The organism is Pseudomonas sp. BF-RE-21 (genome assembly GCF_019947305.1).
In the GTDB taxonomy this organism is placed as follows: domain Bacteria; phylum Pseudomonadota; class Gammaproteobacteria; order Pseudomonadales; family Pseudomonadaceae; genus Aquipseudomonas; species Aquipseudomonas migulae.
On the sequence record NZ_JAGYGF010000046.1, the window covers coordinates 1 to 25562 of the forward strand.

Sequence of the window (25562 nt, forward strand, 5' to 3'; positions counted from 1 at the left end):
GGGCAACCCGGCATGGATGCCGGGTTAGCCGCGCACGGCCAAGGATGGCCGATCGCGGCGGGCCCACGGAGCAGGACCGGAGCGAGGGCATGCCGAGCCTAGGCGAGGCACCGAACGAAAGGGGCAAAAGCGCTTGGTTACTTGGCGCTTTTCCAAGTGACTCGCCGTAAGGGCGAAACCAATAGCCGCCATCACCGCAGAAACGGATACGCACACGCCCCTAAAACAATACCTATCAACGAGCACCCTGCGGCTTATACCCCAACCGCAAACCACCCCAATGCCGCCCCTTGAGCATGATCGGCACCGAAAGATCGTGCATCAACTCCCCCGTGTCCCGCGTATAGGTTTGCAACAAAACAGCCTGTTGATGGCTGCCACAACGAATCCCGGTACGGTCGGCAAATTTGCGTTTGGTGCGGTTTTGCAGCGTATCGACCTGCGCATCACCAGTCAGTGGCTGACTGAAAACCTTGTTATGGGTCGGCACATAACCTTGCTGCGTGCAGGCGATGGCAAACACCAGGCCTTCATGGCGCGGCAGCAACGGTTCCTGAATCGCCGGCAAAACCTTATCGGTGTAGCGGTCGAAACGGGTCTGGTACTTGGCCGGACTGGTGTCAGGAATGGCCTGATAACTGCGATCGAACAAGTCATCGAGACTGACAAGCCCCTGGTCGATATCCGCCTCAAAGCGTGCCGTAATCTGACGCGCGCCTTCGCGGGCCAGGTCATAAATCCGCTGGTGATAGTCATCCAGTCCGACCTCGGCCAGACGCTCGCTGATGGTTTCGGCCTGACCTTCCATTTGCACCGCGGCTTGCGCCAGACGCTGAGTCTGTTGATCGCTGATCGCCAGATCGCTGCGCATCTGCTCGATGGCGTGAAACAGGCTGTCGAGTTGTTCGCGGTTGGTGTCGGCGCCCTTGGCAATATCGCCGACCTGACTTTCGACGCCAGCCGCCAGGCGGGCAATGTTTTCCAGGTGCTGGCCGGTGTGCTCGACCTGCTGGACACCGATGTCGAGGTCGCTGGACAGCTGCCGGATCTGCTCCACCACTTGCGCGGTGCGTTGCTGGATATCGGCAACCATCTCGCCGACTTCGCCGGTCGCCGTCGCTGTGCGCGCCGCCAGGCCGCGAACCTCGTCGGCGACCACCGCGAACCCGCGACCATGCTCCCCGGCCCGGGCCGCTTCGATGGCCGCGTTCAATGCCAGCAGATTGGTCTGGCTGGCAATGGACTGGATCACCAGCGTGACCCGCTGGATATCGTCGCTGCGCAGGCTCAGGGCTTCGATCAGCTCACGACTGTTGCTCGCGCGCTGACTGAGTTGATGCATGCGGGTGATGGATTCGACCAGCTCCGTGCGCCCTGCCGCGCTGCTCTGATGCGCTTCGCTGGCGGCACTGAGGGCCGTTCGACTGAGTGTCGAGGTGGCTTGTTCGGTGGCGATCATCACTTCGGCATTGCTGACAATCTGTGCCGCGGCACCGAGTTGCGATTGCAGTTTGTCGGCCAGTTGCTTGACCGAAAAGGCCACGCCGGCGGCCGACAAGGCGTTATGACTGGTGGTGTAGGAAAGATCGCGAGTCAGTTCGGCGATGGCGCTGGAGTTGTCGGCAGATGGTTCTAAGGGAATGGCACGAGAACGGAGCCGAGGAAGCCAGATAATCAGGACGGCCAACGGCAAGCCAACGTAAAGCGGCCAGCCACCCAGCGTCATGCCGCACAGCAAGAGCATCAGGGCGATGCTTTGCAGCGTCGGCGTCAGCCAGCGGGTCTTCGGTGCAAACACTGGTGCAGGCAATGCCCCAACCAGAGATCCGTCTCTCGTCATCTTCGTCACCCCATGCGTCTTCTAATTGTTGTGACTGCATTAAACGCCACTAGAGGGCCATTATCCATGGTCCATTAGTAGTGGTCGTTGCAGCAGATCAATAGAAGTGCGCGAGGTTTTTCGCAGACGAAAAAAAGCATCGCGGGCAAGCCTTGCTCCTTCAGGAGTGAGGCTTGCCCGCGATGCGGGGCGCTACGAAATCAGGCCTGACGCTGGTGCTTGTCGATCTGTTCGTGACGCTCTTGCGCTTCGATGCAGTACTTGGTGGTCGGACTGATCAGCAGGCGCTTCAGGCCAATGGCCTCGCCGCTGTCGTCGCACCAGCCGAAGCTGTCTTCCTTGATGCGCTCCAGCGCCTGTTCCAACTGAGGCAGCATGCGCTGGTCGCGATCGATCGCGTTCACCAGCCAGGTGCGCTCTTCTTCGACAGAAGCTGCGTCAGCCGGATCGGCCGGGGTGTCCAGGCTTTCGATGGCGATGCGGTTCTGTTCGATGCGCTCATGGGTTTCGACTTTCATGTTCTGCAACAGCTCAGAGAAAAAAGCATGTTGCTCGGCATTCATGTAGTCATCCGCCGGCATGGCCAGCAACTTGTCCTTTGTCATTGATATCTCTATAAAAAAACGTGCATTAAGGCGAATTAGGGAGCGTTCCGGCGGACCTGGTCTGGCCATCGGAAAGGCGCCGTTTATTCCAAGCGCCACCCGGCACTCAATTTACGAGGGGCGGCAGTCTAAGGCCGACTTGAGGCCTCAGCAACTGAAAAGACAGCGAATTTGTCCGACAAAGCCCCGAAAGTGCTCTATGTCAGCCTTTACGGTGGTTATCGGAGTGCGTTTATAGCAAGAAATTCAACCGAGCGGCTGTATATAGAAGACAAATGGCCTCAACGGTGGTGTTTACCGAGCACATTTGCAGGGCAATGAACCTCAGCTAAGGTTGTCCTCCCGAAATGGCAAATCTTGAGGAGAGGTTCAATGAAGCTGATCGGCATGCTGGATTCGCCCTACGTGCGACGCGTTGCCATTTCCGCCAAACGCCTGGGCATCGACCTCGATCATCAGTCGGTTTCGGTGTTTCGGCACTTCGAGCAGTTCCAGCAGATCAACCCGGTGGTCAAGGCGCCGACGCTGGTGCTGGATGATGGCGAGGTGTTGATCGACTCGACGTTGATCATCGATTACCTGGAGGCACTCGCCGGACCGGGTAACAGCCTGATGCCAGAGGACCTGAACCAACGCCTGCGTTCGTTGCGCTTGATCGGCCTGGCGTTGGCAGCCTGCGAGAAGTCGGTGCAGCTCTATTACGAACGCAACCTGCGGCCCGCGGAAATTCAGTTCGAACCGTGGGTGGAACGGGTCGAGGGGCAATTGGCGGCCGCGTATTCGGCACTGGAACGGGAGCTGGAACTGCGACCGTTGAAGACTGACGGTTCGATTGATCAGGACGGGATTACATTGGCGGTGGCCTGGAGCTTTACCCGTCTGGTGGTGCCGGATCAGGTGGATGCCTGGCAGTTTCCGCTGATCAGTGCGTTTACCGACTATGCCGAGGGGCTTGAGGCATTCATGAGTACACCGATTGAATAGTGTTGCACCTGACAGCAGGAGAACGCGGTCTGCTGTAGGAGCGAGCCTGCTCGCGATGTTTATGCATTAAAGATGAGCTACTTGCGTTTGTAGCTCTTATTACCGCTGGGTGTCAGGCAATACACCCCGCCTCGTGGGCCGGTGCAAAACGAACCTGAGCCGCAGGTGCAGCCATCGGAGCTCTGCAATAAGGTTTGTGGGCGAGCCTGGCTTGAACCGCCATAAAGTGCCGAGCAGCTTTTCTTCGAGGCGCTGATAGAGCCGTCATTACACAGGAACAGGTCGCCATCACAACGATCGATACCGCCCTTCTTCCCCGAACACGGAGTGTTTCCCGCCAAGGCACTCCCGCTGATGACACACAGCAACAACACAACAATCGACATCCCGCCACGGCGAATCAAAGTGCACACAGTCGAACTCCCTTTCAAGGTTATGGCCAGATGATATCAATGTTCCGGGCCGCTCCATGAGCCACATGAAAGTTAATTTAAAAAGTCGCCGGCATTTCTTGGCAGAATGCCCACACACTTGCCTTGAACTGACTATCAGGTCCGCCCTATGACCCGCATCTTGACCATCGAAGACGACGCCGTGACCGCCCGGGAGATCGTCGCCGAACTGAGCAGCCACGGCCTCGACGTGGATTGGGTTGACAATGGCCGTGAAGGTCTGGAGCGCGCGGTCAATGGCAACTATGACTTGATCACCCTCGACCGCATGTTGCCCGAGCTCGATGGCCTGGCGATTGTCACGACGCTGCGGACCATGGGCGTGGCGACGCCGATCCTGATGATCAGCGCCCTCTCCGACGTCGATGAACGCGTGCGCGGTTTGCGTGCCGGCGGTGACGATTACCTGACCAAGCCGTTTGCCACCGATGAAATGGCCGCCCGCGTCGAAGTGCTGCTGCGCCGGCAAAACACCGTGACCGCCCAGGCCACCACGCTGCGGGTCGCGGACCTGGAACTGAACCTGATCAGCCACGAAGCCAGCCGCGACGGCCAGTTGCTGACGCTGTTGCCCACCGAGTACAAGTTGCTGGAGTTCCTGATGCGCAACACCGGGCAGATTCTGTCGCGGATGATGATTTTCGAAGAGGTCTGGGGTTATCACTTCGACCCCGGCACCAACCTGATCGACGTGCACATCGGCCGCCTGCGCAAGAAGATCGACCCGCCCGGCAATGTCCCACTGATTCGGACCGTGCGAGGCTCGGGTTATGTCATTGCCGAACCCCTCTAAAGGCTGGCGTTCTTCCAGCAGCCGGTTGCTGGCGCTCTACAGTTCGCTGTTCGTGCTCTGGAGCGGGATTCTCATGGGGGTCATGTATTACGAGGTGTCCGCCTACCTGGACAACCTGGCCAAGCACTCGCTGATGCAACGTCAGCATTTGTTCTCGCGTTTTTCCGGCGAGCAATTGGTGGACGCCCTCGCCGTCAGCATGACCTTCGATATTCGCGGCATCGACGCCTATGGCCTGTTTGATGCCGAGCATCGCTACCTCAACGGTGCCCTGCGTCACATTCCTAAAGGTTTGCCGCTGGACGGCAAGATTCACATGCTCAGCGACTGCGCCGACTCCGATGACCCGACGCTGCCCGCCGACAGTTGCGACGCCGTGGCGACCCAGACACGGGACGGTCGCTGGCTGATTCTGGTGCGTGACAACGGCTCACTGTTCGCCGTGACCCGCATCATTCTGCACGCGTTGCTCTGGGGCGTGACCCTGACCATTTTGCCGGGCATCGTCGGATGGCACCTGTTACGCCGTCGACCGTTGCGACGCATTCGCGGGATTCAGGCCAGCGCCGAGGCGATTGTTGCCGGTGACCTGACTCGTCGCTTGCCGCTGTCCAATCGCCGCGACGAACTGGACATGCTTGCCGCCATCGTCAACGCCATGCTCGAACGCATCGAGCGTTTGATGAACGAGGTCAAGGGCGTGTGCGACAACATCGCCCACGACTTGCGCACGCCGCTGACCCGCTTGCGGGCGCAGTTGTACCGCATGCAGCAACAGGCTGGCGAAGGGTCGGCAGAAGCGACACAGCTCGATTCGGTGCTCGCCGAAGCGGATACGCTGATGGCGCGTTTTCGCGGGTTGCTGCGGATCTCCGAGCTGGAGGATCGTCAGCGGCGTTCCGGTTTTGTGCAGTTGGATCCGGTGCCGTTGTTGCAGGAGCTGCACGACTTTTATCTGCCGTTGGCGGAAGAAGGCGAGCTGACGTTCAAGCTGCAATTGCCTGACACTCTGCCGCCATTGAACGGCGACCGGGCGTTGCTGTTCGAGGCGGTGGCCAACCTGTTGAGCAACTCGATCAAATTCACGCCGCCGGGGGGCGAGGTGATTTTGCGCGGGATCAACGAAGGTGGGCATACGAGGATCGAAGTGCTCGACTCCGGCCCCGGCATTGCGCTGGCCGAGCGCGAGGCGGTGTTTCAGCGCTTCTATCGCGCCGAGGGCGGCAATCAGCAAAGCGGCTTCGGGCTAGGCTTGTCGATCGTCGCGGCGATTGTCAGCCTGCATGGGTTTACGCTTGAAGTGGCTGACAGCGAATCGGGCGGCGCACGGTTGGTGCTCGATTGCCGACAGAGCCTGATTGCCCAGACTTGACACAGCCCCCCCTGTAGGAGCCGGCTTGCTGGCGATGGCGATTTTGCGGACGCCTTCGCCGGCAAGCCTGGCTCCTACAGGATCGGGGGATGTTCAGGATGTTGGGTTAACACAAAACCTGTAGGAGCCGGCTTGCCGGCGATGGCGATCTTGCGGACGCCATCGCCAGCAAGCCTGGCTCCTACAGAATTGGGGGGATGTTCGGGATGTTGGGTTAACGCGAAACCTGTAGGAGCCGGCTTGCTGGCGATGGCGATTTCACGGACGCCATCGCCGGCAAGCCTGGCTCCTACAGAATTGGGGGGATGTTCGAGATGTTGGGTTAACACAAAACCTGTAGGAGCTGGCTTGCCGGCGATGGCGATTTTGCGGGCGCTATCGCCAGCAAGCTGGCTCCTACAGGATCGGGGGAGGTTCGGGATTTTGGATTAACGCGAAACCTGTAGGAGCCGGCTTGCCGGCGATGGCGATTTTGCGGACGCCTTCGCCGGCAAGCCTGGCTCCTACAGGGGATCGGGTTTACACGGGGTAGTTGGCCCGCAGGGCTTCCAGGCCACCCTGGTAAATTCCAGCAAACAACGCCGCCACTTCTTCCTCGGTCACTCCGACCGGTGCAAACCGCCCCGACCAGGTCACTCGGGCGCCCTCGCCCTGCGCTTCAACGCGGATCGTCGCCAGGTAATCCGTCGCCGGAAACGGTGCCTGCAAAATCGAGTAGCTATATGTCTTCCCGGCGTTATCAAACGACTCAAGCCGTTCCACCACTATCGCGCCATCGGCGGTTTGCAGACTGCGCACCCGCCCGCCTTCGCTCAGTTCGCTTTTGGGAATGAACGGCAGCCAGTCCGGGAGCGAGTTGAAGCCGCCGATCAATTGCCAAACCTTGTCGGCCGAAGCCGGGATGTCGATAAACGCTGATGCAGTTGCCATGCAGTCCTCTCTCCTCAATCAAAAAATTCAAATCGCCAGGCTGTCGACGACACCGCCGTCGACTCGAAGGGCGGCGCCGGTCGTGGCCGATGACAGCGGTGAAGCGATGTAAGCCACCAGGTTGGCGACTTCCTCGACGTCCGCCACGCGCTGGATGATCGATGTCGGCCGGGCCTTGCGCACGAACGCATCGGCTTCTTCGCGCACACTGCGCCCCGATTCGGCCGTGGCGTCCTTGAGCATTTGCTCCAGGCCATCGGTCAACGTCGGGCCTGGCAGGATCGCATTCACCGTCACGCCAGTGCCCGCTAGCCGTTTGGCCAGGCCATGAGACACCGCGAGGTTGGCGCTTTTGGTCACGCCGTAGTTGAGCATGTCCGCCGGGATCGCAATCCCGGATTCCGAGGACAGGAAAATCACCCGACCCCAGCCCTGCTTGACCATGTCCGGCACGTAATGCCGCGACAGGCGCACACCGGAGATCACGTTGACCTCATAGAACCGCGTCCACTCGCTGTCAGGCGTGTCGAAGAAATCCACCTCGTTAAAGATCCCGAGGTTGTTCACCAGAATGTCCGCTCGCGGCTCGGCGACGAACAACTGCTCAGCACCTTCGGCGGTGCCGAGGTCGGCGGTCAGGCCACGCAGTTGCGCGCCCGGCACGCTCTGGCGGATGCTCGCCAGCGCCTGCTCGACCTTGGCCGTCTCGCGGCCGATCACCACCACCGTCGCACCGGACTCGGCCAGTGCCTTGCTGATGCCCAGGCCAATGCCGGCGGTGCTGCCGCTGACGATGGCGAGTTTTCCAGTCAGATCGATCTTCATGCTCAAACTCCTGCGAGGGGTAATGGAGCGCGTTCGGACACCAGTTTCGCGTCGCGCATGGCTTGCCAGAATGCAGCGGGAATGGCGGCTGACAACGCAGCCACATCTTCAGCAATCCGGTCCGGACGGCTGGAACCAGGAATCACGGCAGCAACGGCCGGGTTAGCGAGGGAGAACTGCAACGCAGCGGCCTTGATGTCAACGCCGTGAGCCGTCGCGATACGTTTGATCTGCTCGACTTTATGGATGATCGCCGGGCTGGCCTTCTGGTATTCGAAATGCGCACCCCCGGCCAGAATCCCCGAGCTGTAGGGACCACCGACCACGATCTCGACATTCTGCGCCAGCGCGGCATCCATCAGGCGTTGCAGGGCACGGTCGTGATCAAGCAGTGTGTAGCGGCCCGCCAGCAGAAAACCGTCCGGCTGGGCTTCGGTCAGGTCGAGGGTCAGCTCACACGGCTCGACCTTGTTCACGCCCAACCCCCATCCTTTGATCACGCCTTCTTCGCGCAAACGGGTCAACACTTTGAACGCGCCGGTGCGGGCCTGGTTGAAGTATTCCAGCCATTGATCACCGTAGAAGTCCTGCGCGATGTCGTGGACCCAAACGATATCCAGACGATCGGTTTGCAGACGCTTGAGGCTGTCTTCGATGGAACGCATCGTCGCGTCGGCGCTGTAATCGTTAACGATCTTGTTCGCGCGACCGTGTTCGAACACGCCGCTCTTCTCACCCAGATCACGGGCGGCGGCGTCTTCGACTTCATCCAGAATCACCCGCCCGACCTTGCTGCTCAGCACATAATCGTCGCGGTTGTATTGGGACAGCGCGGCGCCCAAGCGAATTTCCGACAGGCCCGAACCGTAAAACGGTGCGGTGTCGAAGTAACGCACGCCGGCATCCCAGGCGGCGTGCACGGTGGCCAGCGCTTCTTCTTCAGGGATGGCGCGGAACATGTTGCCCAATGGGGCAGTACCGAAACCCAGGGTGCCGGGCAGTTTGTCTTTCAAGCTCATGAAAAAATCCTCTCGAATGTCTCGTAAACCTGTAGGAGCCGGCTTGCTGGCGATGGATGTCAACGATAACGCGGGCGGTCTGAATGAACGCGTCGCCTAGACGCTTTTCGCCGGCAAGCCGGCTCCTACAAAGAGCGGTGTTTGCTTTACCGTTGAGCCAATCCTAGATTGCGATGATCGGACCGTCCAAGACATAATGCGCAGCACTTGAGTCCCTATAGGTCTTACATGATCGACATCCGCCAATTGCGCTACTTCGTCGCCGTCGCCGAAGAAGAACACGTCGGTCGCGCCGCCGAACGCCTGCACATTTCCCAATCGCCCCTGAGCCGGCAGATCGCCCAGCTTGAGGAACGCCTGGGCCTGACCCTGTTCGAGCGCAGCCAGCAACGCATCCGCCTGACCCGCGACGGCCAGACCTTTCTCGCCGAAACCCGCGCCCTGCTGACCCACGCCAATCGCCTGGAATCCCTCGGCAAACGCCTGGGTCGCGGTGAAGAAGGCGGCCTGTGCATCGGCTACATCGAGAACGCCATGCACGCCGGCGTCTTGCCCAATGCCCTGCGCGTGCTGCGGGTCGACCGGCCGAACGTGCACGTCGCGCTGTACAACCTCAGCTCCGCCGAACAACTCGAAGGCCTGCGTCAGCGTAGTCTCGATATCGCACTGGTCAGCGAACCGCCCGTCGCCGACGATCCGGACCTGCTGGGTTTTCAGGTGCTGGACGACCCGATGTTGCTGGCGCTGCCCGAGCATCATCCGCTGGCCTTGCAAGCGGAACTGACCCCGGCAGATCTGGCCGATCAGGAATGGATCGGCGTGCAACACCGCCAGAACTGCGCGAGCCGCGACGACTTCGTCAGCGCCTGCATCCGCGCCGGCTTCACCCCGGACATCCGCATGGAGGCGACAGAGCCGTTCACCGCACTGGGGCTGGTGGCGTCGGGGTTGGGGATTGCGATGATTCAGAAAGGTTTGAGCCGCAATGCACCGCCGGGTGTGGTGCTGCGGGAGGTGCCGTGGATTTCATTTACCACGCCGCTGTGGGCAGCGTGGCATCGGGTGAATTTGCGGCCGTTGGTGGAGACGTTCAGGAAGGTGCTGACTGAAACATAAGCAAGGGGGGATGATCAGAATACCCGTTCCTCAAACGCGCCCCATGTAGGAGCCGGCTTGCTGCGGGCGGCGTTCCGACGATAGCGATTTCACAGACCCCTTCGCCGGCAAGCCTGGCTCCTACAGAATCGCGGGATGTTCAGGTATGGGGGCTCACACCAAACCTGTAGGAGCCGGCTTGCTGGCGATGGCGATTTCACGGACGCCATCGCCGGCAAGCCAGCTCCTACAGGGATCATCGCTGGCAAAGGTTTGGTGCTTTACTGGAAAGACCCCGCCCCCTGCGAGTAGCCCCCCATGAACCGCAACGACCTGCGCCGCGTGGACATGAACCTGCTGGTGATTTTCGAAACCCTGATGTTCGAAAAAAACCTGACCCGGGCCGGGGAAAAGCTGTTCCTCGGCCAGCCTGCCGTCAGCGCTTCACTGGCCAAGTTGCGTGATCTGTTCGATGACCCGCTGCTGGTGCGCAACGGTCGTGTGCTGGAGCCGACCCAGCGCGCGCTGCAGATTCTGAAAGAGTTGCAGCCGGCGATGGACACCATTTCCGGCGCGGTCAGCCGGGCCAAGGATTTCGACCCGGCCACCAGCCGCGACGTGTTCCGCATCGGCCTGTCCGACGACGCCGAGTTCGGTCTGTTTCCGCCGCTGCTCAAGCAGATCCGCGAAGAGGCGCAGAACGTCGTGGTGGTGGTGCGACGGGTGAATTTCCTGCTGATGTCGTCGATGCTCGCCAGCGGCGAAATTTCCGTCGGGATCAGCTACACCACCGAATTACCGGCCAACGCCAAGCGCAAGAAACTGCGCGACCTGAGCGTGAAGATCCTGCGCGGCGACAGTCGGCCCGGTGTCCTGACGCTGGATGATTACTGCGAGCGCCCTCACGCGCTGGTGTCGTTTTCTGGGGATCTGACCGGGGCTATCGACAATGACCTGGCGCGCATCGGTCGTTCACGCCGCGTGGTGTTGGCGGTGCCGCAGTTTGCCGGGCTGCGCGCGTTGCTGGCCGGCACCGACATGCTCGCCACGGTGCCGGATTACGCCGCGTGTGCGCTGATCGAAGGCAGCAGCCAGTTACGCGCCGATGACCCACCGTTTGACATCAACCTGTCCGAACTGTCGATGGTCTGGAACGGGGTCAACGATAACGATCCGGCAGAACGTTGGTTGCGCGCGCGAATTGCCCAACACATGTCGGCGCCACTGCCGGAGGGGTGAGCGAATTGAAATCCGGATCGGTCTCGCGCAGGAAGATCGGCAGGTCCGTCATCGGCGGCATGGCCGGAATATCGAAGTACATCTGGATCACCCAGCCACGGTGATAACTGGCGTGATTGACCACGTGCAGCAGCATCGCACCGGCGCTCATGGTCCCGCTTTCGCCCGAGACGAACGTGAACTCCAGGGGTTTATCCAGCGAGGCGTCGGTCTGGCGTTCGCTCCAGTCGCAGTACCAGTGATCGATGTCTTTTTGTGCCATGCGCAGATCGGCGAGATCGGGATGCAGCAGATCGTGCGAAGTCTTGAAGCCGTGCCCCCGGCCTTCGAGGTGGGCCTGCCAGATGCAGTCCACGACGTAGATGTGGTTTAGCGTGCCAATCATGTTCTTGAACACCGAGACCCGTTCTTTGTTGACCTCGCCCGGTGGCAAATCGGCCAGGCTGTCAAAGAGACGCTGATCGGCCCAGCGTTTGTAATCGGCCAGCATGCGGGCTGTGCGTACGTTAATCATCGGAGGTCTCCCATTGCGATGGGCGCACTGCAAAGCATAGTCCTCGTGAGGCGTGGCAGCTCAAACGCTGATCATCGGTCGCCCAGTGCCTGCGTTACCCGCTCGGCCAGCGCCAGGCAACTGGTCAGCCCCGGCGATTCGATGCCGAACAGATTGACCAGCCCGGGCACGCCATGCGTGGCGGGGCCGCTGATGATGAAGTCGGCGGCGGGTTCTGTCGGGCCGGTTATTTTCGGGCGGATGCCGCTGTAGGCCGGTTGCAGGCTGTCATCGGGCAAGGCGGGCCAGTAACGCCGGATGGCCTCGTAGAAACCATCGGCACGGCGCGGATCGACGCGGTAATCGATGTCATCAACCCACTCGACATCCGGTCCAAAACGCGCCTGACCACCCAGATCGAGGGTCATGTGCACCCCCAGCCCCGCGCTCTCCGGTGCCGGATAAACCAGGTGCCGGAACGGCGCGCGGCCGCTGAAACTGAAATAGCTGCCCTTGCACAGACGAGCCGTTGGCACGTACCGCGACGATAGGCCCTCAATGCGGCTCGCCACCTGCGGGGCGGACAACCCGGCGCAATTGATCAACTCGAGGCAGCTCAGGGTCATCGGCTGGACGCCGCCCATCTGCAGTTCGAAACCGTGTTCGCTGCATCGGGCCGATATCAGTGGCGTATGAAACGCCATCGACGCTCCGGCGGCCTCGGCGTCCGCCTGAAGCGCCAGCATCAGGGCATGGGAATCGACAATTCCGGTAGAGGGCGACCAGAGCGCGGCGACGCAGGACAGCGCCGGTTCCAGGTCACGGGCCTGGTTGGCGTCCAGCCATTGCAAGTCATCGACACCGTTGCGGGCGCCCTGCTCCAACAACTTCTGCAACGCCCCGCGCTGGTCATCATCAGTGGCGACGATGAGCTTGCCCAGTCGCTGATAACCGACGCCACGCTCATCACAAAAGGCGTAAAGGCGTTGTTTGCCCTCCACGCATAATTGCGCCTTGAGGCTGCCGCTCGGGTAATAGATGCCGGCGTGGATCACTTCCGAATTGCGCGAACTGATGCCCACGCCAATGCCCTCGCCGGCTTCGGCCAGAATCACTTCGCGCCCGCTGCGGGCCAACGCTCTGGCCACCGCCAGCCCGACCACGCCGGCCCCGACCACCACGCATTCGATATCGACGCTCACCTGCCCTGCGCTCCTTTTAAACGATCAAAACGTGCCGGGATAACTGCCGCCGTCCAGCAACAGATTTTGCCCTGTCAGGAAACCAGCGTGGGCGCTGCAGATGAATGCGCAATAGGCGCCGAACTCATCGGGCTGGCCAAAGCGCTGGGCCGGAACGTTTTTGCGCCGCTGTGCGCTGATGCTCTCGACGCTGGCACCATTGGCCTCGGCGGCGGCGCTCAGGGTTTTGTGCAGGCGCTCGGTCTCGAACGGGCCGGGCAACAGATTATTGATCGTGACGTTGTGCCCGGCCAGCCGCGACTGCCGCGCGAGCCCGGCGATAAAACCGGTCAGGCCGCTACGGGCGCCGTTGGACAGGCCCAACACATCGATCGGCGCCTTCACTGCACCGGAGGTGATGTTGACGACGCGTCCAAAACCACGCTTGGCCATGCCATCGACACAGGCCTTGATCAGCTCGATGGGCGTGAGCATGTTGGCATCCAGCGCCTTCAACCAGTCTTCGCGTTGCCAGTCGCGGAAGTCACCCGGCGGCGGGCCTCCGGCGTTATTGATCAGGATGTCCACCTGCGGGCAGGCCGCCAATACTTGCTCGCGGACGGCCGGTTCGCTGATGTCACCGGCCACCGTGCGCACTTCGATGCTCGGCGCCAGGCCGCGTAATTCTGTGGCGGCAGCTTGCAACGTTTCGTCGCCACGGGCGTTGATCACCAGGTTCACGCCCTCCTTCGCCAAGGCTCGCGCACAGGCCAGCCCCAAGCCTTTGCTGGCGGCGCAGACAATCGCCCAGCGACCCGATATGCCCAATTCCATGACGATGCTCCCGACGGTTCGAAAACCTTAAGTTACCACCGTGCGCCGTCGGGATACCCCAGGGAATCAGGTTTGTTCGGCAATTCAATTGTTCCGGATTATCACGAGTGGATCGCCCAGAATCTCAACCACGACAACCTCACGGTTGAAGTGCTGAGGCTGGAAGCGGCCCGGCGGTTGCTGGAAGAGTCCGAGTGCAATATTGAGCAGATTGCCCAGGGGGCGGGTTGGGGATGAGGAGCGGATGCGGTTTACGTTTCAGCGCAATTTGGGGGTTCGCCGAGGGAGTATCGGAGGCGGTTTTCGCGGTGATGAGGGAAGTCTGGAGCAAACTTCCTTCGTTCGGATATGGCTAGATCACAGCACTATGTATGCTCCGCTGATGGCGAAGCATACAGTTGCGATGTGAAAAACGTGTGCCGCAAGTCGGGCAAACGTAGGGCTTTTCTCCGGTATGGGTGCGCATGTGAATATCCAAAACACTTTTCCGGGCAAAACTTGCGTCACAAGTCGAGCACTTATAAGGCTTTTCTTCGGTATGAGTGCGCATGTGCGCCTTCAAATGAGACGATTGTGCAAAACCTGTTTCACAAATTAGGCACTTATAAGGCTTTACTCCGGTATGTCTGCGCATGTGCTCCTTCAAACTACCCTTTTGCGCAAAGCATTTGTTGCATAACTCGCAGCTGTACGGTTTTTCACCGGTGTGGGTTCGCAGGTGGTTATCTAAATTACTTTTACCCGCAAATCTTTTGGCGCAACGCGGACAGCTAAACCGCATATTCCTGCCGTGCGCCTGCTCCCTCCCATCACCCGCAGCAGAGGTCGAGGGCTGGGGTTCTGCCTGACTCAGGACTGGCGCTGGTTGACTGGTACCGCGTATCGGCGACACCGGAGCCAAATCCGTCACAGGCGTAGATGCAGGTGGCATAGGCATGACGGGCTGTGGTGATGGGGGAGGTTCATGAATTTCGTCGGCTGGCAAATCATCCGGATCTGACGCCATATCCTCGCCAACCAGCGCAGCAAAGACTTCAAGGGTATCGGGGTAGCCTTCCAAGGCCTTAATAAACTCAAGCTGCGCGGTCTGACCAAACGATTGGTCATCGTCTTTTACTCGCCCATCTCTGTCGAAATAGCGCATCGGCGAATTCCCGACAAACCCATACCGATTCAACCCGTCCACCTCCCCCGCCGGGTCCGGGTTGAGCCAGCCGTGTTGCCAAGGCGCGTAGTACCGATAACCGTAGTAATACAACCCGGTGGCGTCACGCTCCTTGCCCGAGTAACCCTTGGTTTTATACGACGCCTTGGCGGCGTGATGTGCCACCCACCACGCCCGGCCACCAAACGGCAGATAGCCTTCGTCACTGATCACCGCGCCCTTTTCGTCCAGCTCCAGTTGGCTGGAGCCCAGGTGATCGCTGACGCTGTAACTCAAATAATCGTTGTCCACCCCGGTGGGCGGTGAGCCGACCCAATGCCGCAGCCGCACCGTGTTGCGTCCGGCTTCGATCTCCAGCACATGCCGCTCGGCTCCGTCGGCGGTGCGGTGAATTTCCACACCCGGCAGGTAGCGTACCTCGGCGATCAAGGTGCGGCGTGAGGTCAGTTCGCAGCGTACTTTGCGCAGGCGTTTGCCACCGCCGCCGTAGCGATAGAGTTCACGGTCGTCCGGACCATCTTCGCGGGTGACCGGGGACACCTGACTTAACTGGTTGCGCGCATCCCAGCGCAGCGTTTGCCCGCGCAGCAGGTGAAGCTGATTGCCGTTGCCGTCGAACTCTCGGGTGAAATCCGGCGGTGGATCGCCGTCGTGCTGGTTCACGCGACGGTTGCTACTCACATCCACGGCCCAACGCCGAGTGAACGGCTGCGCGCCAAGATGCCGCAATTCCAGCGGGTTACCGCCGGCGTCGTAGTCGTATTCTTCGCGATAGTTGACCAGCGCGTTCGGGTCGTTGGCGGCGCGGTAGACCTCTCGGCCGGTCGCGAAAATCAACCGGTACAGGCTGTCGTAGGTGCAGGTGCTGACAGGGTCGACTCGCTGGTTCTTGAAATGGGTGGTGGCTTTGGCCTGGTCATCGATCCGCACCGGATTGCCGACCGGGTCGTAGGTGTAATGCAGGTTTTGCAGCAGCGGTTGACTGGGCAGACCGGTACTTAAGTGCAGCAGGCGCGCGTCTTCCGGGCTGAACTCGGCACGGGTGATCACGCCGTTGCCCGCCGTTTCCTGCTCGACCAGCCCACCAGCGTTGTAGCGGATCTCGCTGACCAGCGTCACCTCGGCCTCGCCCTGGCGCCGCAAGGAAACCGCGCGTAATTGCCCGGCGCAGGTTCGGCTGAACCGTCGGCAGTTAAGCTTGGCATCGGTTTGCGTCGCGACCTCGCCCAAGGCGTCATAGGTCCAGCGACTGTCGAAGCCGGGTGTGGGTTCGAGCAAGGCATTGCGGGCGTCGATTTCCAGCGGCCAATGCACTGGATCCAGTGATGACAGAAAATGACTGGTTTCCAGCAGCGGCAGGCCGCGCAGATCGAAGTCGGGCATGTGCCGGGTGGTGCTCGGGTCGTCGTGGCGGATCAACTGTCCGCATTGATTACGAGCGTTGCCGCCGGGGTCGCCGTATTGGAAGCGCTCGACCACCCGTGGTGTTTCGTCCTCAAGTTGCTCGGTCACCGAGATGGGACGCAAGCGTTGATCGTAGACGCGTTGCTCGGTGCTGCGACTGTCCCAGCGTTGCAGAATCTGACCCGCCGGGCCGTGCAGCAACAGGGTCCAGCCAGCATCGACACTGACGTTCAACAACTCAGTGCCGGACAACCCGCGAAGAGAGGTGCGGTTCGGCCCACGCCCCGCAGTCCCCAATCGCGGATCCACACGCGCCACTTCCCGCCCCAACGGATCAAACACCTGCCGGGTGATCTGCGGCTGCGCCGGTTGCCCTACCGCAGAACGGCAATAAGCCACCGCGCGCACCGCCAGACGTCGCGGGTCAATGACCGCGAGATCGGGAGTGTGGGTGTCCACGCCAAGGTTATTCATAAAGGTTGAATACCATGCGACGCGAACGGCGACTACTGACAGAAATAACAGGTCAATCCATGCCGATGCCAACAGCCGAGCGGATCCAAACCTGCGCATTGAAGTGATTGTGTATGCGGCAAGGAACTCCTGACGGCCGCCGCGCATCCTAAATTATGTGGTACTTCCATTACGCTTTCAGAGGACACCGTCATGCGCCGTCTGATCATCATTTCTTCCCTTGTGTTGTGCGTACCCTTCGGCTCGGCTTTCGCGGATGTGGATGCGGGCGATGTGGCCACCTCGGCCGGGGTTTCCGCTTCGCTGTACTCGACGTTCAAGGACGACAAACTCATGATCCCCGCCCGGGATGATGCCTCCAGCTTCGTGGCCAGTGGCGGTGCGATTCGTGGGGTGTATCTGGAGTCGGTCATGCAGCAGATCCGCCAGGACAATCCCGGACTGAACGCCAGCGATGAAGACCTCGCCAGAGCGATTCTGATCCAGGACGGTGCCGCTGCCGGGCAATGAAGGCTGAAACATTCGCGGTGGGGCTTGTGACACCTGACCAGGCGTTTACGGCCCTGCTTCGCTTGCCGGCTACTTTGCGCTTTCAGCGGATGAACGCGCCCATCCGGCAACGAGTTGTGCGTTGATGCTGACACCACCGCACACCACGATCACTACGTCATGGGCATTGGCAATTGCCGGGTGGTCCAGATAGCCGATTGCCAACGAAACACCGCACGCCGGTTCAACCAGCTGGCGCAAATCGTTGGCATACCGCACCACGCCCATGATCGCTTCGTCATCGCCGAGCACCACGCATTGGTGAGGAAAATCGAGGATGTGTTGCACCGGCCAGGCGGCCACTTGAGCCGCGCCGAGCGAGGTGGCAACGGTGTCGATGCGCGAAAGCCTGACCGGATGCCCGGCCTTGATCGCGGCCGAAAAAGACGCCGCACCCATGGTTTCGCAGGCGATGATGCGGCAATCCATACGGCCATGCCGAATCAATCCCGTAAGAATACCTGCCAGCAAACCACCGCCCCCCACCGACGTCACCAGCGTGTCGACTTGAGGGCAGTCCTCGAGAATCTCATCGATCATCGTGCTGTGCCCTTCCCACAATACCGGATGATCGAAGGCCGGCACGTATTCGGTGTCTGCCCCTTTTGAAAGCTCCTTCGCCCGCTGATTGGCGTCGTCCCAGACCTTGCCGTGAACGATCACTTCGGCACCGGTTTTACGAATCCTCGCGCGCGTGCTTTCCGGGGTGGTGTGTGGCACCACGATGCAGGCTTGCAACCCCAGGCTGGCCGCCGCGACAGCGGTGGCGAAACCGGCGTTGCCACCGGAAGGACAGACCACCTTGCGCTTGCCCTCGGCCTTTGCCTGGCTGCACAACAGCCCCATGCCGCGCAGTTTGAACGAGCCGCTGGGTTGCAGGTTTTCCAGCTTGAGCCAGATCCGCCGAGTGGGGGTCGACAAACCCGGGTGCAGGATCAGGGGGGTTCTGATGTGAAGCATGTTGGGTTCCTCGGGCGCGCACCGACGGATCGAGTTCTTCAACCAGCCGGTGTTGCACGGTCCTTATCCAAGCTTAGATCACCCTGGCCCGAGCTTGCTGTTTCAACGATAACGCGGTGCCGCCGTGGAGTTGCCGAACAAGCCCGACAAGGTTTTGCGCTGGGCTTCGTAACGATCCCACTGCTCGCCATCGTGCAGGCCCGGAATGGTCACCACTTCCCCGCTCGCAAGCCCCACCAGCGCGGCGTCGACCATGTCCTCAGCGGACATCACGATCTCCTGCGGCAGGTTTTCCACCGGGTTGCCGGCCTCGCTCCAGAAGTCAGTCGCAGTGGCGCCGGGCAGCACGGCCTGAATACGGATGCCTTTATCCGCCAATTCGTGGTGCAGCGATTGGCTCAGGCCCAACACAAATGCCTTGGTCCCGCCGTACACGCCGTTGAGGATTTCCGGCGCAATTGCGACGATCGAGGAGATGTTGATCACGGTTCCGGTGCCACGGGCGACGAAGCCTGGCACAACCGCGTAGGCCAGGCGCATCAGCGCGGTGACGTTGAGGGTGATCATGTCTTCCATGTCATCCACCGGGCTGCCCAGCAGCGGCATCACGGCGCCGACCCCGGCGTTGTTGACCAGCAATGTAATGCTGGCGTCGTTACGCAGAATGCCTTCAACCCGGCGCAGATCGGCCCGGTTTTTCAGGTCGGCGGCGACCACTTCCACGGCGCGCCCGGTTTCGTTGCTCAGGTGATTGGCCAAGGTGTTCAGTTTGGCCTGGCTGCGGGCGACCAGAATCAAGTCATACCCCTGACGGGCGAGACGGTCGGCGTAGACCGCGCCGATGCCGGATGAGGCGCCCGTGATCAGGGCGGTGCCTTTGGACGAGAGAGCCATGTTCAGTTTCCTTCACAGTGAGGCGAGGTGTTCGCCGGGTGTGAACAGTTATAAATTGACTGACGCTTGTCTCAAATGACGTTTAAAGTACGTTTTCAGGACATATCCTTTTGAGGAGCCGGCAATGACTTCCGTAGCGTTTGTGGTGTTTGAAGGCTTCCAGTCCATGGCGCTGGCGGCGATGCCAGTGTTCGAATACGCCAACTTCAGCGCTGGCGAGACGCTTTATGCAGTGAGTGTGGTGTCCGAAGACGGCCGCACCCTGCGCGCCTCCGGTGGTTTGAGCGTTGGCACCGAGGCGTTTGGTGAACGGGTGTTCGACACGGTGATCGTGGTCGGCGGCGATGCCATTCTCGAGCAGGCACCCGAGGGGGTATTGAATTACCTGCGCGGCAGCATCAAGACCGCACGGCGTACGGCGTCGATCTGTTCCGGCGCCTTTGTGTTGGCCCAGGCGGGTTTGCTGGAAGGACGGCGGGCGACCACGCATTGGGCGTACGCACGGGAACTGCAGGCGCGGTTTCCGTCGATCAAAGTGGAAGAGGATCGCATCTACGTGGTTGACGGTTCGATCTGGACGTCCGCCGGGATGACCGCCGGTATCGACCTGGCGCTGGCCATGGTTGAAAAGGATCACGGTGCCGAACTCGCCCGCGCCGTGGCGCAGAAACTGGTGATGTACCACCGGCGCGCGGGCGGCCAGTCCCAGCACTCGGCGCTGCTGGAACTGGAGCCGAAATCCGACCGCATCCAGACCGTGCTCGGTTATGCCCGCGAACACCTCGCCGAAGCGTTGTCGGTGGAACACCTGGCGGACGTAGCGAGCCTCAGCCCGCGCCAGTTCAGCCGGGCGTTTCGCGCCGAAACCGGGCAGTCGCCAGCCAAAGCCATCGAAAACCTGCGCCTGGAAGCGGCTCGGCAGATGCTGGAACGCGGTCGGTTGACCCTCGATCAGATCGCCACCGAAACCGGTTTTAGCGACCGCCGGCGCATGCGTGAAGCCTTCCTCAGAGCCTTCGGCCAACCGCCGCAAGTAATTCGCCGCAACGCCCGAGTCGAGGTTCTGTAGGAGCCAGCTTGCTGGCGATTGGCTCTTGAGGCAGGTGGCGATTTTGAAAATGCCATCGCCAGCAAGCCGGCTCCTACAGGGTTCGGGACAATCCCCGTGTCCTCCGTTATATGCACCATTTGTAGGAGCCGGCTTGCTGGCGATTGGCCTTTGAGGCAGGTGGCGACTTTGAGAACGCCATCGCCGGCAAGCCGGCTCCTACAGGGTCCGGGCAATCCCAGTGTCCTACGTCATATGCACCATTTGTAGGAGCCAGCTTGCTGGCGATTGGCCCTTGAGGCCGGCGGTGATTTTGGGAACGCCATCGCCAGCAAGCCGGCTCCTACAATGAATGGTGTATTCGTTGAATGTGCGGGGTGACTATGAAAATCTCGGCCAGATTGGCGTTTTTCGCCATTGTCAGCACCCTCGCCTACCTCGGGCTCGCTGTCTGGGGGCTCGGCGGGTGGGCCGCTTTTTTCTCTCACGGGGCGCTGGTGGTGGTTGTGTTGGCGACTCTGCTGATGACGGTCGCAGCGTTGTTCACCGAGGTCAACCTCAGCTCCGGCGAACGTGAAGACCGGGCCAATCGCTGGGTGCTGCCGGCCTTCGGGGTGATCGGGATAGCGAGCGGTTTTCTACCCGCCTACACCGACCGGATCGACTTCTGGACCTTCGGCGGCGAAGGCGTGCGTTGGCTCGGAGCGTTGGTGTTCATCATCGGCGGTGCGTTGCGCATGTGGCCGGTGTTTGTGTTGGGCAAGCGCTTCAGCGGACTGGTGGCGATTCAGCCGGGGCATCGCCTCGTCACAGAGGGGATTTATCGCCGTTTGCGTAACCCCAGCTATTTGGGGATGTTGGTGATTGCGGTGGGTTGGGCGCTGGCGTTTCGTTCGGGCGTTGGCCTGTTGCTGGCAGCGTTGACGGTGATCCCGCTGATTGCCCGCATCCACGCGGAAGAGGCGCTGCTGCGGGCGCAGTTTGGCAGTGAATATGAGGCGTATTGCAGCCGTAGCTGGCGGTTGATTCCCGGTCTCTATTAACACCGCGGTCCTTGTAGGAGCCAGCTTGCTGGCGATGGCGTGTCAGTCGACATCGATGTGGCTGATAGACCATCGCCAGCAAGCCGGCTCCTACAGGGGATGGTGTTGTTACAAAGGAAGCAGGCGGACTTGGCCGGCGGGGTCTACCTGGACGGTGACCGAGTCATAATCGACCATCGTCGCATGCGGCGTTTCGATTGGATGGTCGTGAGTCGAGGTAATGATCAGCAAATCTGCCCCAGCGGCTTGCGCGGCGAGAATGCCGACGGTGGCATCTTCGAAAATCAGGCAATCAGTCACTTCAACACCTAACCGCCTGGCCGCCAACCGATAACCCGCCGGATCGGGTTTGCCGGCGCTGACGTCTTCCGCCGTGACCATCACTGCAGGTTCGGGAATCCCCGCCGCCGCCATCCGGCGAAGCGCGAGCGCTTTGGGCGCAGATGTCACGATGGCCCACTGGCTGGCCGGCAGCGACGTCAGGAAATCCGCCGCCCTGCGCACCTCGACAATTCCCTCGACATCATCGATTTCCGCTTGGGTAATCCACGCTGCTTCAGCCTCGGCATCGACACCCGGCAATGCCTGACGGTTGATGGTGTCAATGGCCCGGACGCCGTGAATGGTCGGCAGAAAAGACTCCACATCCACGCCATGGCGCAAGGCCCAGACGGTCCAGATGCGCTCGGCGGCGGCGATGGAATTGAGGACGGTGCCGTCCATATCGAACAGGAAAGCGCGATAAGGCTTGTTGAAAACCGATGGTTGAGCTGACAAGGATGAGCGTCCTTTTGCAAGAGCCGGGCGAGTTTTGCCGAGCAATGTAGCATTGGCTTGTCCGCCGCGTGTTGTTTCAGCCAACCGTCTTCGACTTCAACGCACCTTCCACGCAATCGAGCAACTGCCCCAGCGCCCAGGGTTTCTTGATGAACGACACCTCATGCCGCACGCCGGAAGTCTGCGGCGTTTCGAAGCCGGACATGATCATGATCGGCTTGCCCGGCCAGCGGTCTCCGAACTGATTGGCCAGATCGGCACCGTTGAGTTTGCCGGGCATGGTGATGTCCGTCAGCAGCAACACCACCTTGTCTGCGTGCTGCTCCAGGTAACCCGCCGCAGCATCCGCACTGATCTTCGGTTCGACGGTGAAACCCTCCTCCTGAAGAACTTCGCAGAGAAACTCCAGGATCAGCGGGTCATCTTCAACCACAAGAATCAACCCGCCTGGAAGGTTCTCGCCCGCCGTCGATACTGGACACATGACTTTGCCACTCCCTGATTGCCGAATGAATTCGCGGGCTCAAATCCGCTGCCTACAGGTATGAGCAGCGGACTCGGCGGAAATTCATTTTTGATACAGGGAGTCGACGAAATCAGGCGTCCTGCAAAATCAGATCGGCGCCTTTCTCCGCCACCATCAACACGGCGGCATGGGTATTGCCCGACGTCACGTTAGGGAAAATCGACGCATCGACAATGCGCAATCCCTCAAGACCATGCACCTTCAACCGCTTGTCCACTACCGACCGCTGGTCGTCTGCGCCCATCGCGCAGGAACCGCACAGGTGATAAATCGAACCGCTGTTTTCGCGGAAATACTGCAGCATCTGTTCGTCGGTTTCGACGACCGGCCCCGGCAGCACCTCTTCCACGGTGATGTTTTTGAGTGCCGGCGCCTGCATGATCTTGCGCATCAGGCGGCTGCCCTGGATGACCTCGTCGATGTCCTTTTGCGTGCTCAGGTAATTCGGGTCGATCAACGCCGCGTCACGGGGATTTTTCGAAGCGATTTCAATGTGCCCGCGACTGGTCGGCCGGCACGGATTGAAGCACAGCAGGAAACCCGAATACGGTTCAGGCTTGAGGCTGGCCTTGTTGTTTTTCGGGATCTGGTACGACAGCGGGTTGAAGTACAACTGCAGGTTCGGGTTGGCCTGCTGTTCATTGCCCCGGAAGAATCCGCCGGCCTGATTGACGCTCATGGCCAGTGCGCCCTTGCGGGTGAACAGGTACTTGAGGCCCAGTTTGAACTGACCGAACAGCGAGCTCAGTTGATCGTTGAGCGTCTCGATGTTGGCCTTGTAGTAGTAACTGGCGCACAAGTGGTCTTGCAGGTTCTGCCCCACCGCCGGCAGGTGTTTGACCAACGGGATATTGTGCCTGGCCAGCAGCGCCTGATCGGCGACACCGGACAGCTGCAGGATCTTCGGTGTATCCACGGCACCGGCGCACAGGATCACTTCCTTGTTGGCAGTGAAAGTGCGTACAACGCCGTGTTGGGTCACGGAAATGCCGGTCGCCCGGCCGTTATCGAACACCACACGATCCACCAGGGCGAAATGCTCGACCGTCAGGTTCGGCCGGGTCAATGCCGGGTGCAAATGCGCGAAACTGCTGGAACAACGCTGACCGTTGCGAGTGTTGACATCGTAGATGCCCGAGCCTTCGAACTTCGGTCCGTTGAAGTCGTCGCTGTGTGGGTAACCGAGTTCGTCGCAGCCCTTGAGGAACACATCGCAGATCGGATGGGTCTGGCCCTTCATCGGCGTGATGCTGATCGGGCCGCTGCCGCCGTGGTATTCGCTGTCGCCCAGCGGATGGTTTTCCAGTTTGCGGAAGTACGGCAGCACGTCCTTGAAGCCCCAGCCTTCGTTACCGTTGGCCGCCCAATCGTCGAAGTCATGGGCTTGGCCGCGAACGTAGATCATCGCATTGATCGAACCCGAACCGCCCTGGACCTTGCCGCGCGGGGCATAGATTTCGCGGTTGTTCAGCTGCTTTTGCGGCTGGCTGTAGTACATCCAGTTGAAGGTCGGGTTGTAATACATTTTCGCGAAGCCGACCGGGATCTTGAACCACAGGGAACTGTCCTTGCCGCCCGCTTCCAGCAGCAGCACCGAGTATTTCCCCGAGGCCGAGAGCCGATTGGCGAGGATGCAGCCCGCGGCGCCAGCGCCAGCGATGATGTAGTCATAAGTCATGCACGGTTACCGCGTAAGTCGTTGTACAAAAAAACCGCGCGCCTCCCCCTTGTAGGAGCGAAGCTTGCTCGCGAAGGCGTCGAGTCAGTCAACATTGGTATTGGCTGGCCCGCCGCTTTCGCGAGCAAGCTTCGCTCCTACAGGAGAACTGCGGCCTCTCCTGTCAGCCTCTGGCTGGCGATGTGTCTTTGACGTCCGCCGGGGTCGGCGCCATTTGCAGGTGCAGACGCTCACCGGTGTACGGCGAATGTTTACGCACCACGTCCATGTTCAGCTCGACACCCAGGCCCGGCTCGGTGGACGGAATGATGTAGCCGTCCTCCCATTGCAGCGGTTTGGTCAGGACTTCGGCATGGAAACCGCCCCAGGTCATGATGCTTTCCTGGATCAGGAAGTTCGGCGTACAGGTGGCCAGCTGGAAACTCGCCGCCGCGCCAATCGGCCCGTTGTAGAGGTGCGGCGCGATCTGCGCGTAGTAGGCCTCGGCCATGCTGGCGATCTTTTTCGCCTCCAGCAGACCGCCGCAACGGGCGACGTTCATCTGCAGAATCGATGCACCGCCAGCCTGCAGCAACTTGAAAAACTCGTACTTGGTGGTCAACCGTTCACCGGTGGCAATCGGGATGCTGGTCTTGGCCGCAACTTGCGCCATGGCGTCTTCCTGGCCCGGCGGTACTGGCTCTTCGAACCACAGCGGGTCGTATTTCTCCAGGCGTTTAGCCAGGCGAATCGCCGAGGACGGCACCATCTGCCCGTGAGTGCCAAACAGCAAATCGCACTTGTCGCCCACCGCTTCGCGGATCTTGCGGCAGAAGGTTTCGCAGCGTTCCAGCACTTCCAGGGAAATCTGGTGCCCGGAGTACGCGGTATAAGGCCCGGCCGGGTCGAATTTCACGGCGGTGAAGCCTTTGTTCATGTTCTCGATGGCGCATTCGGCCGCCAGGTCCGGGTCGTCGTAGTCGTACTCGCCCTTGCTGTTGACCGGGTACAAATAGGTGTACGAGCGCAGGCGTTCGTGGACCTTGCCGCCGAGCAATTCGTAGACCGGCTTGTTCGCCGCTTTGCCGATGATGTCCCAGCAGGCCATCTCCAGGCCGCTGACCACACCCATCATGGTCAGGTCCGGACGCTGGGTGAAACCGCTCGAATAGGCCTGGCGGAAGAAGCGTTCGATGTGGTGCGGGTCGTGGTTGAGCAGGTAGCGTTCGAACACGTCTTCGATGATCGGCAGCATGGCTTTCGGGCCGAAGGTCGCGGCGTAGATCTCGCCCACGCCTTCGATGCCGCAATCGGTCTTGAGCTTGACGAACAGCCAGTACATGCCGCCGATGTGCGGTGGCGGTACGGCAACAATGTGGGTTTCAAGGGCGACGATTTTCATC

Annotated in this window: 24 protein-coding genes and 1 pseudogene; 9 read left to right on the forward strand and 16 right to left on the reverse strand. The window is 60.7% G+C overall.

All coding sequences use genetic code 11. The annotated features are described in order from the left end of the window. Positions 1 to 235: 235 nt before the first annotated feature. Together KGB25_RS23275 and KGB25_RS23280 are read right to left on the reverse strand one after the other, a co-directional pair. Positions 236 to 1840, reverse strand: coding sequence for a methyl-accepting chemotaxis protein (locus KGB25_RS23275; RefSeq protein ID WP_207286490.1), 1605 nt, complete (start codon positions 1838 to 1840; stop codon positions 236 to 238). Positions 1841 to 2040: 200 nt separating this feature from the next. Next, complete coding sequence (locus tag KGB25_RS23280) at positions 2041 to 2445, reverse strand: TraR/DksA family transcriptional regulator (RefSeq protein WP_007907888.1); 405 nt, start codon at positions 2443 to 2445, stop codon at positions 2041 to 2043. Positions 2446 to 2817: 372 nt separating this feature from the next. On the opposite strand from KGB25_RS23280, the gene KGB25_RS23285 reads away from it, so the two are divergent. After that, positions 2818 to 3429: a glutathione S-transferase gene (locus KGB25_RS23285; protein ID WP_223436851.1), complete on the forward strand. Its 612-nt coding sequence runs from the start codon at positions 2818 to 2820 to the stop codon at positions 3427 to 3429. Positions 3430 to 3506: 77 nt separating this feature from the next. Here KGB25_RS23285 and KGB25_RS23290 read toward each other — a convergent pair whose 3' ends face one another. Next, a complete protein-coding gene (locus KGB25_RS23290) occupies positions 3507 to 3815 on the reverse strand; it encodes a hypothetical protein (protein WP_223436898.1) in 309 nt (102 codons plus the stop codon). A 175-nt stretch (positions 3816 to 3990) separates the two neighbouring features. Here KGB25_RS23290 and KGB25_RS23295 point away from each other — a divergent pair, with 175 nt between their 5' ends. After that, the gene (locus tag KGB25_RS23295; protein ID WP_008028105.1) at positions 3991 to 4674 is read left to right on the forward strand and encodes a response regulator transcription factor; all 684 of its coding nucleotides are present in this window, start codon (positions 3991 to 3993) and stop codon (positions 4672 to 4674) included. Next, a complete protein-coding gene (locus KGB25_RS23300) occupies positions 4652 to 6046 on the forward strand; it encodes a sensor histidine kinase (RefSeq protein WP_223436853.1) in 1395 nt (464 codons plus the stop codon). Before KGB25_RS23295 ends, KGB25_RS23300 begins: the two co-directional genes overlap by 23 nt. Before the next feature lie 519 nt (positions 6047 to 6565). Here the strand turns inward: KGB25_RS23300 and KGB25_RS23305 are convergent. The 3 genes from KGB25_RS23305 to KGB25_RS23315 are packed head-to-tail and all read right to left on the reverse strand — an operon-like array spanning position 6566 to position 8820. After that, positions 6566 to 6976 carry an SRPBCC family protein gene (locus KGB25_RS23305; protein ID WP_223436855.1) on the reverse strand — a complete coding sequence of 137 codons (411 nt, stop codon included), beginning with the start codon at positions 6974 to 6976 and terminating at the stop codon, positions 6566 to 6568. A gap of 27 nt (positions 6977 to 7003) precedes the next feature. Then, a complete protein-coding gene (locus KGB25_RS23310) occupies positions 7004 to 7801 on the reverse strand; it encodes an SDR family NAD(P)-dependent oxidoreductase (protein ID WP_223436857.1) in 798 nt (265 codons plus the stop codon). 2 nt (positions 7802 to 7803) lie between these two features. Further along, positions 7804 to 8820, reverse strand: coding sequence for an aldo/keto reductase (locus KGB25_RS23315; protein ID WP_223436859.1), 1017 nt, complete (start codon positions 8818 to 8820; stop codon positions 7804 to 7806). Positions 8821 to 9048: 228 nt separating this feature from the next. On the opposite strand from KGB25_RS23315, the gene KGB25_RS23320 reads away from it, so the two are divergent. Together KGB25_RS23320 and KGB25_RS23325 are read left to right on the forward strand one after the other, a co-directional pair. Further along, complete coding sequence (locus KGB25_RS23320; protein ID WP_223436862.1) at positions 9049 to 9936, forward strand: LysR substrate-binding domain-containing protein; 888 nt, start codon at positions 9049 to 9051, stop codon at positions 9934 to 9936. A gap of 297 nt (positions 9937 to 10233) precedes the next feature. Beyond that, on the forward strand, positions 10234 to 11154 hold the full coding sequence (locus tag KGB25_RS23325; RefSeq protein WP_223436863.1) for a LysR substrate-binding domain-containing protein: 921 nt from the start codon (positions 10234 to 10236) through the stop codon (positions 11152 to 11154). Here the strand turns inward: KGB25_RS23325 and KGB25_RS23330 are convergent. From KGB25_RS23330 to KGB25_RS23340, 3 genes are all read right to left on the reverse strand, one after another. After that, a complete protein-coding gene (locus KGB25_RS23330) occupies positions 11075 to 11668 on the reverse strand; it encodes a DinB family protein (protein WP_192496277.1) in 594 nt (197 codons plus the stop codon). The genes KGB25_RS23325 and KGB25_RS23330 overlap by 80 nt on opposite strands. Before the next feature lie 71 nt (positions 11669 to 11739). Further along, on the reverse strand, positions 11740 to 12849 hold the full coding sequence (locus tag KGB25_RS23335; protein ID WP_223436865.1) for an NAD(P)/FAD-dependent oxidoreductase: 1110 nt from the start codon (positions 12847 to 12849) through the stop codon (positions 11740 to 11742). 24 nt (positions 12850 to 12873) lie between these two features. Continuing rightward, complete coding sequence (locus KGB25_RS23340; RefSeq protein ID WP_223436867.1) at positions 12874 to 13662, reverse strand: SDR family oxidoreductase; 789 nt, start codon at positions 13660 to 13662, stop codon at positions 12874 to 12876. A gap of 96 nt (positions 13663 to 13758) precedes the next feature. On the opposite strand from KGB25_RS23340, the pseudogene KGB25_RS23345 reads away from it, so the two are divergent. After that, positions 13759 to 13974, forward strand: a pseudogene (locus tag KGB25_RS23345) (helix-turn-helix domain-containing protein); the annotation flags it as partial. A 40-nt stretch (positions 13975 to 14014) separates the two neighbouring features. Here KGB25_RS23345 and KGB25_RS23350 read toward each other — a convergent pair. Continuing rightward, positions 14015 to 16852: a C2H2-type zinc finger protein gene (locus tag KGB25_RS23350; protein ID WP_223436868.1), complete on the reverse strand. Its 2838-nt coding sequence runs from the start codon at positions 16850 to 16852 to the stop codon at positions 14015 to 14017. A gap of 45 nt (positions 16853 to 16897) precedes the next feature. Here KGB25_RS23350 and KGB25_RS23355 point away from each other — a divergent pair, with 45 nt between their 5' ends. Beyond that, positions 16898 to 17215: a DUF2388 domain-containing protein gene (locus KGB25_RS23355; RefSeq protein ID WP_008043507.1), complete on the forward strand. Its 318-nt coding sequence runs from the start codon at positions 16898 to 16900 to the stop codon at positions 17213 to 17215. Between the two features lie 69 nt (positions 17216 to 17284). Here KGB25_RS23355 and KGB25_RS23360 read toward each other — a convergent pair whose 3' ends face one another. Continuing rightward, on the reverse strand, positions 17285 to 18214 hold the full coding sequence (locus tag KGB25_RS23360) for a pyridoxal-phosphate dependent enzyme (RefSeq protein WP_223436870.1): 930 nt from the start codon (positions 18212 to 18214) through the stop codon (positions 17285 to 17287). Between the two features lie 102 nt (positions 18215 to 18316). Beyond that, positions 18317 to 19108 (reverse strand): SDR family NAD(P)-dependent oxidoreductase, encoded by a 792-nt coding sequence (locus tag KGB25_RS23365; protein ID WP_223436872.1) that lies wholly within the window; start codon positions 19106 to 19108, stop codon positions 18317 to 18319. Between the two features lie 124 nt (positions 19109 to 19232). Between KGB25_RS23365 and KGB25_RS23370 the strand changes: the two genes are divergently transcribed. Further along, positions 19233 to 20177, forward strand: a complete 945-nt coding sequence (locus tag KGB25_RS23370) for a GlxA family transcriptional regulator (protein ID WP_223436874.1) — start codon at positions 19233 to 19235, stop codon at positions 20175 to 20177. A gap of 362 nt (positions 20178 to 20539) precedes the next feature. Continuing rightward, entirely contained in the window at positions 20540 to 21199 is a 660-nt protein-coding gene (locus KGB25_RS23375) for a methyltransferase family protein (protein ID WP_008043500.1), read from the forward strand. A gap of 108 nt (positions 21200 to 21307) precedes the next feature. Here KGB25_RS23375 and KGB25_RS23380 read toward each other — a convergent pair whose 3' ends face one another. The 4 genes from KGB25_RS23380 to KGB25_RS23395 all read right to left on the reverse strand — a co-directional run bounded on the left by KGB25_RS23380 (position 21308) and on the right by KGB25_RS23395 (position 25561). Continuing rightward, a complete protein-coding gene (locus tag KGB25_RS23380; RefSeq protein ID WP_223436876.1) occupies positions 21308 to 21976 on the reverse strand; it encodes an HAD-IA family hydrolase in 669 nt (222 codons plus the stop codon). Between the two features lie 76 nt (positions 21977 to 22052). Continuing rightward, positions 22053 to 22460 carry a response regulator gene (locus tag KGB25_RS23385; protein WP_207286501.1) on the reverse strand — a complete coding sequence of 136 codons (408 nt, stop codon included), beginning with the start codon at positions 22458 to 22460 and terminating at the stop codon, positions 22053 to 22055. Between the two features lie 112 nt (positions 22461 to 22572). Beyond that, positions 22573 to 24180 carry a GMC family oxidoreductase gene (locus KGB25_RS23390; protein ID WP_207286502.1) on the reverse strand — a complete coding sequence of 536 codons (1608 nt, stop codon included), beginning with the start codon at positions 24178 to 24180 and terminating at the stop codon, positions 22573 to 22575. Positions 24181 to 24343: 163 nt separating this feature from the next. Beyond that, on the reverse strand, positions 24344 to 25561 hold the full coding sequence (locus KGB25_RS23395) for a mandelate racemase/muconate lactonizing enzyme family protein (protein ID WP_008043434.1): 1218 nt from the start codon (positions 25559 to 25561) through the stop codon (positions 24344 to 24346). Between the last annotated feature and the right edge of the window lies 1 nt (position 25562).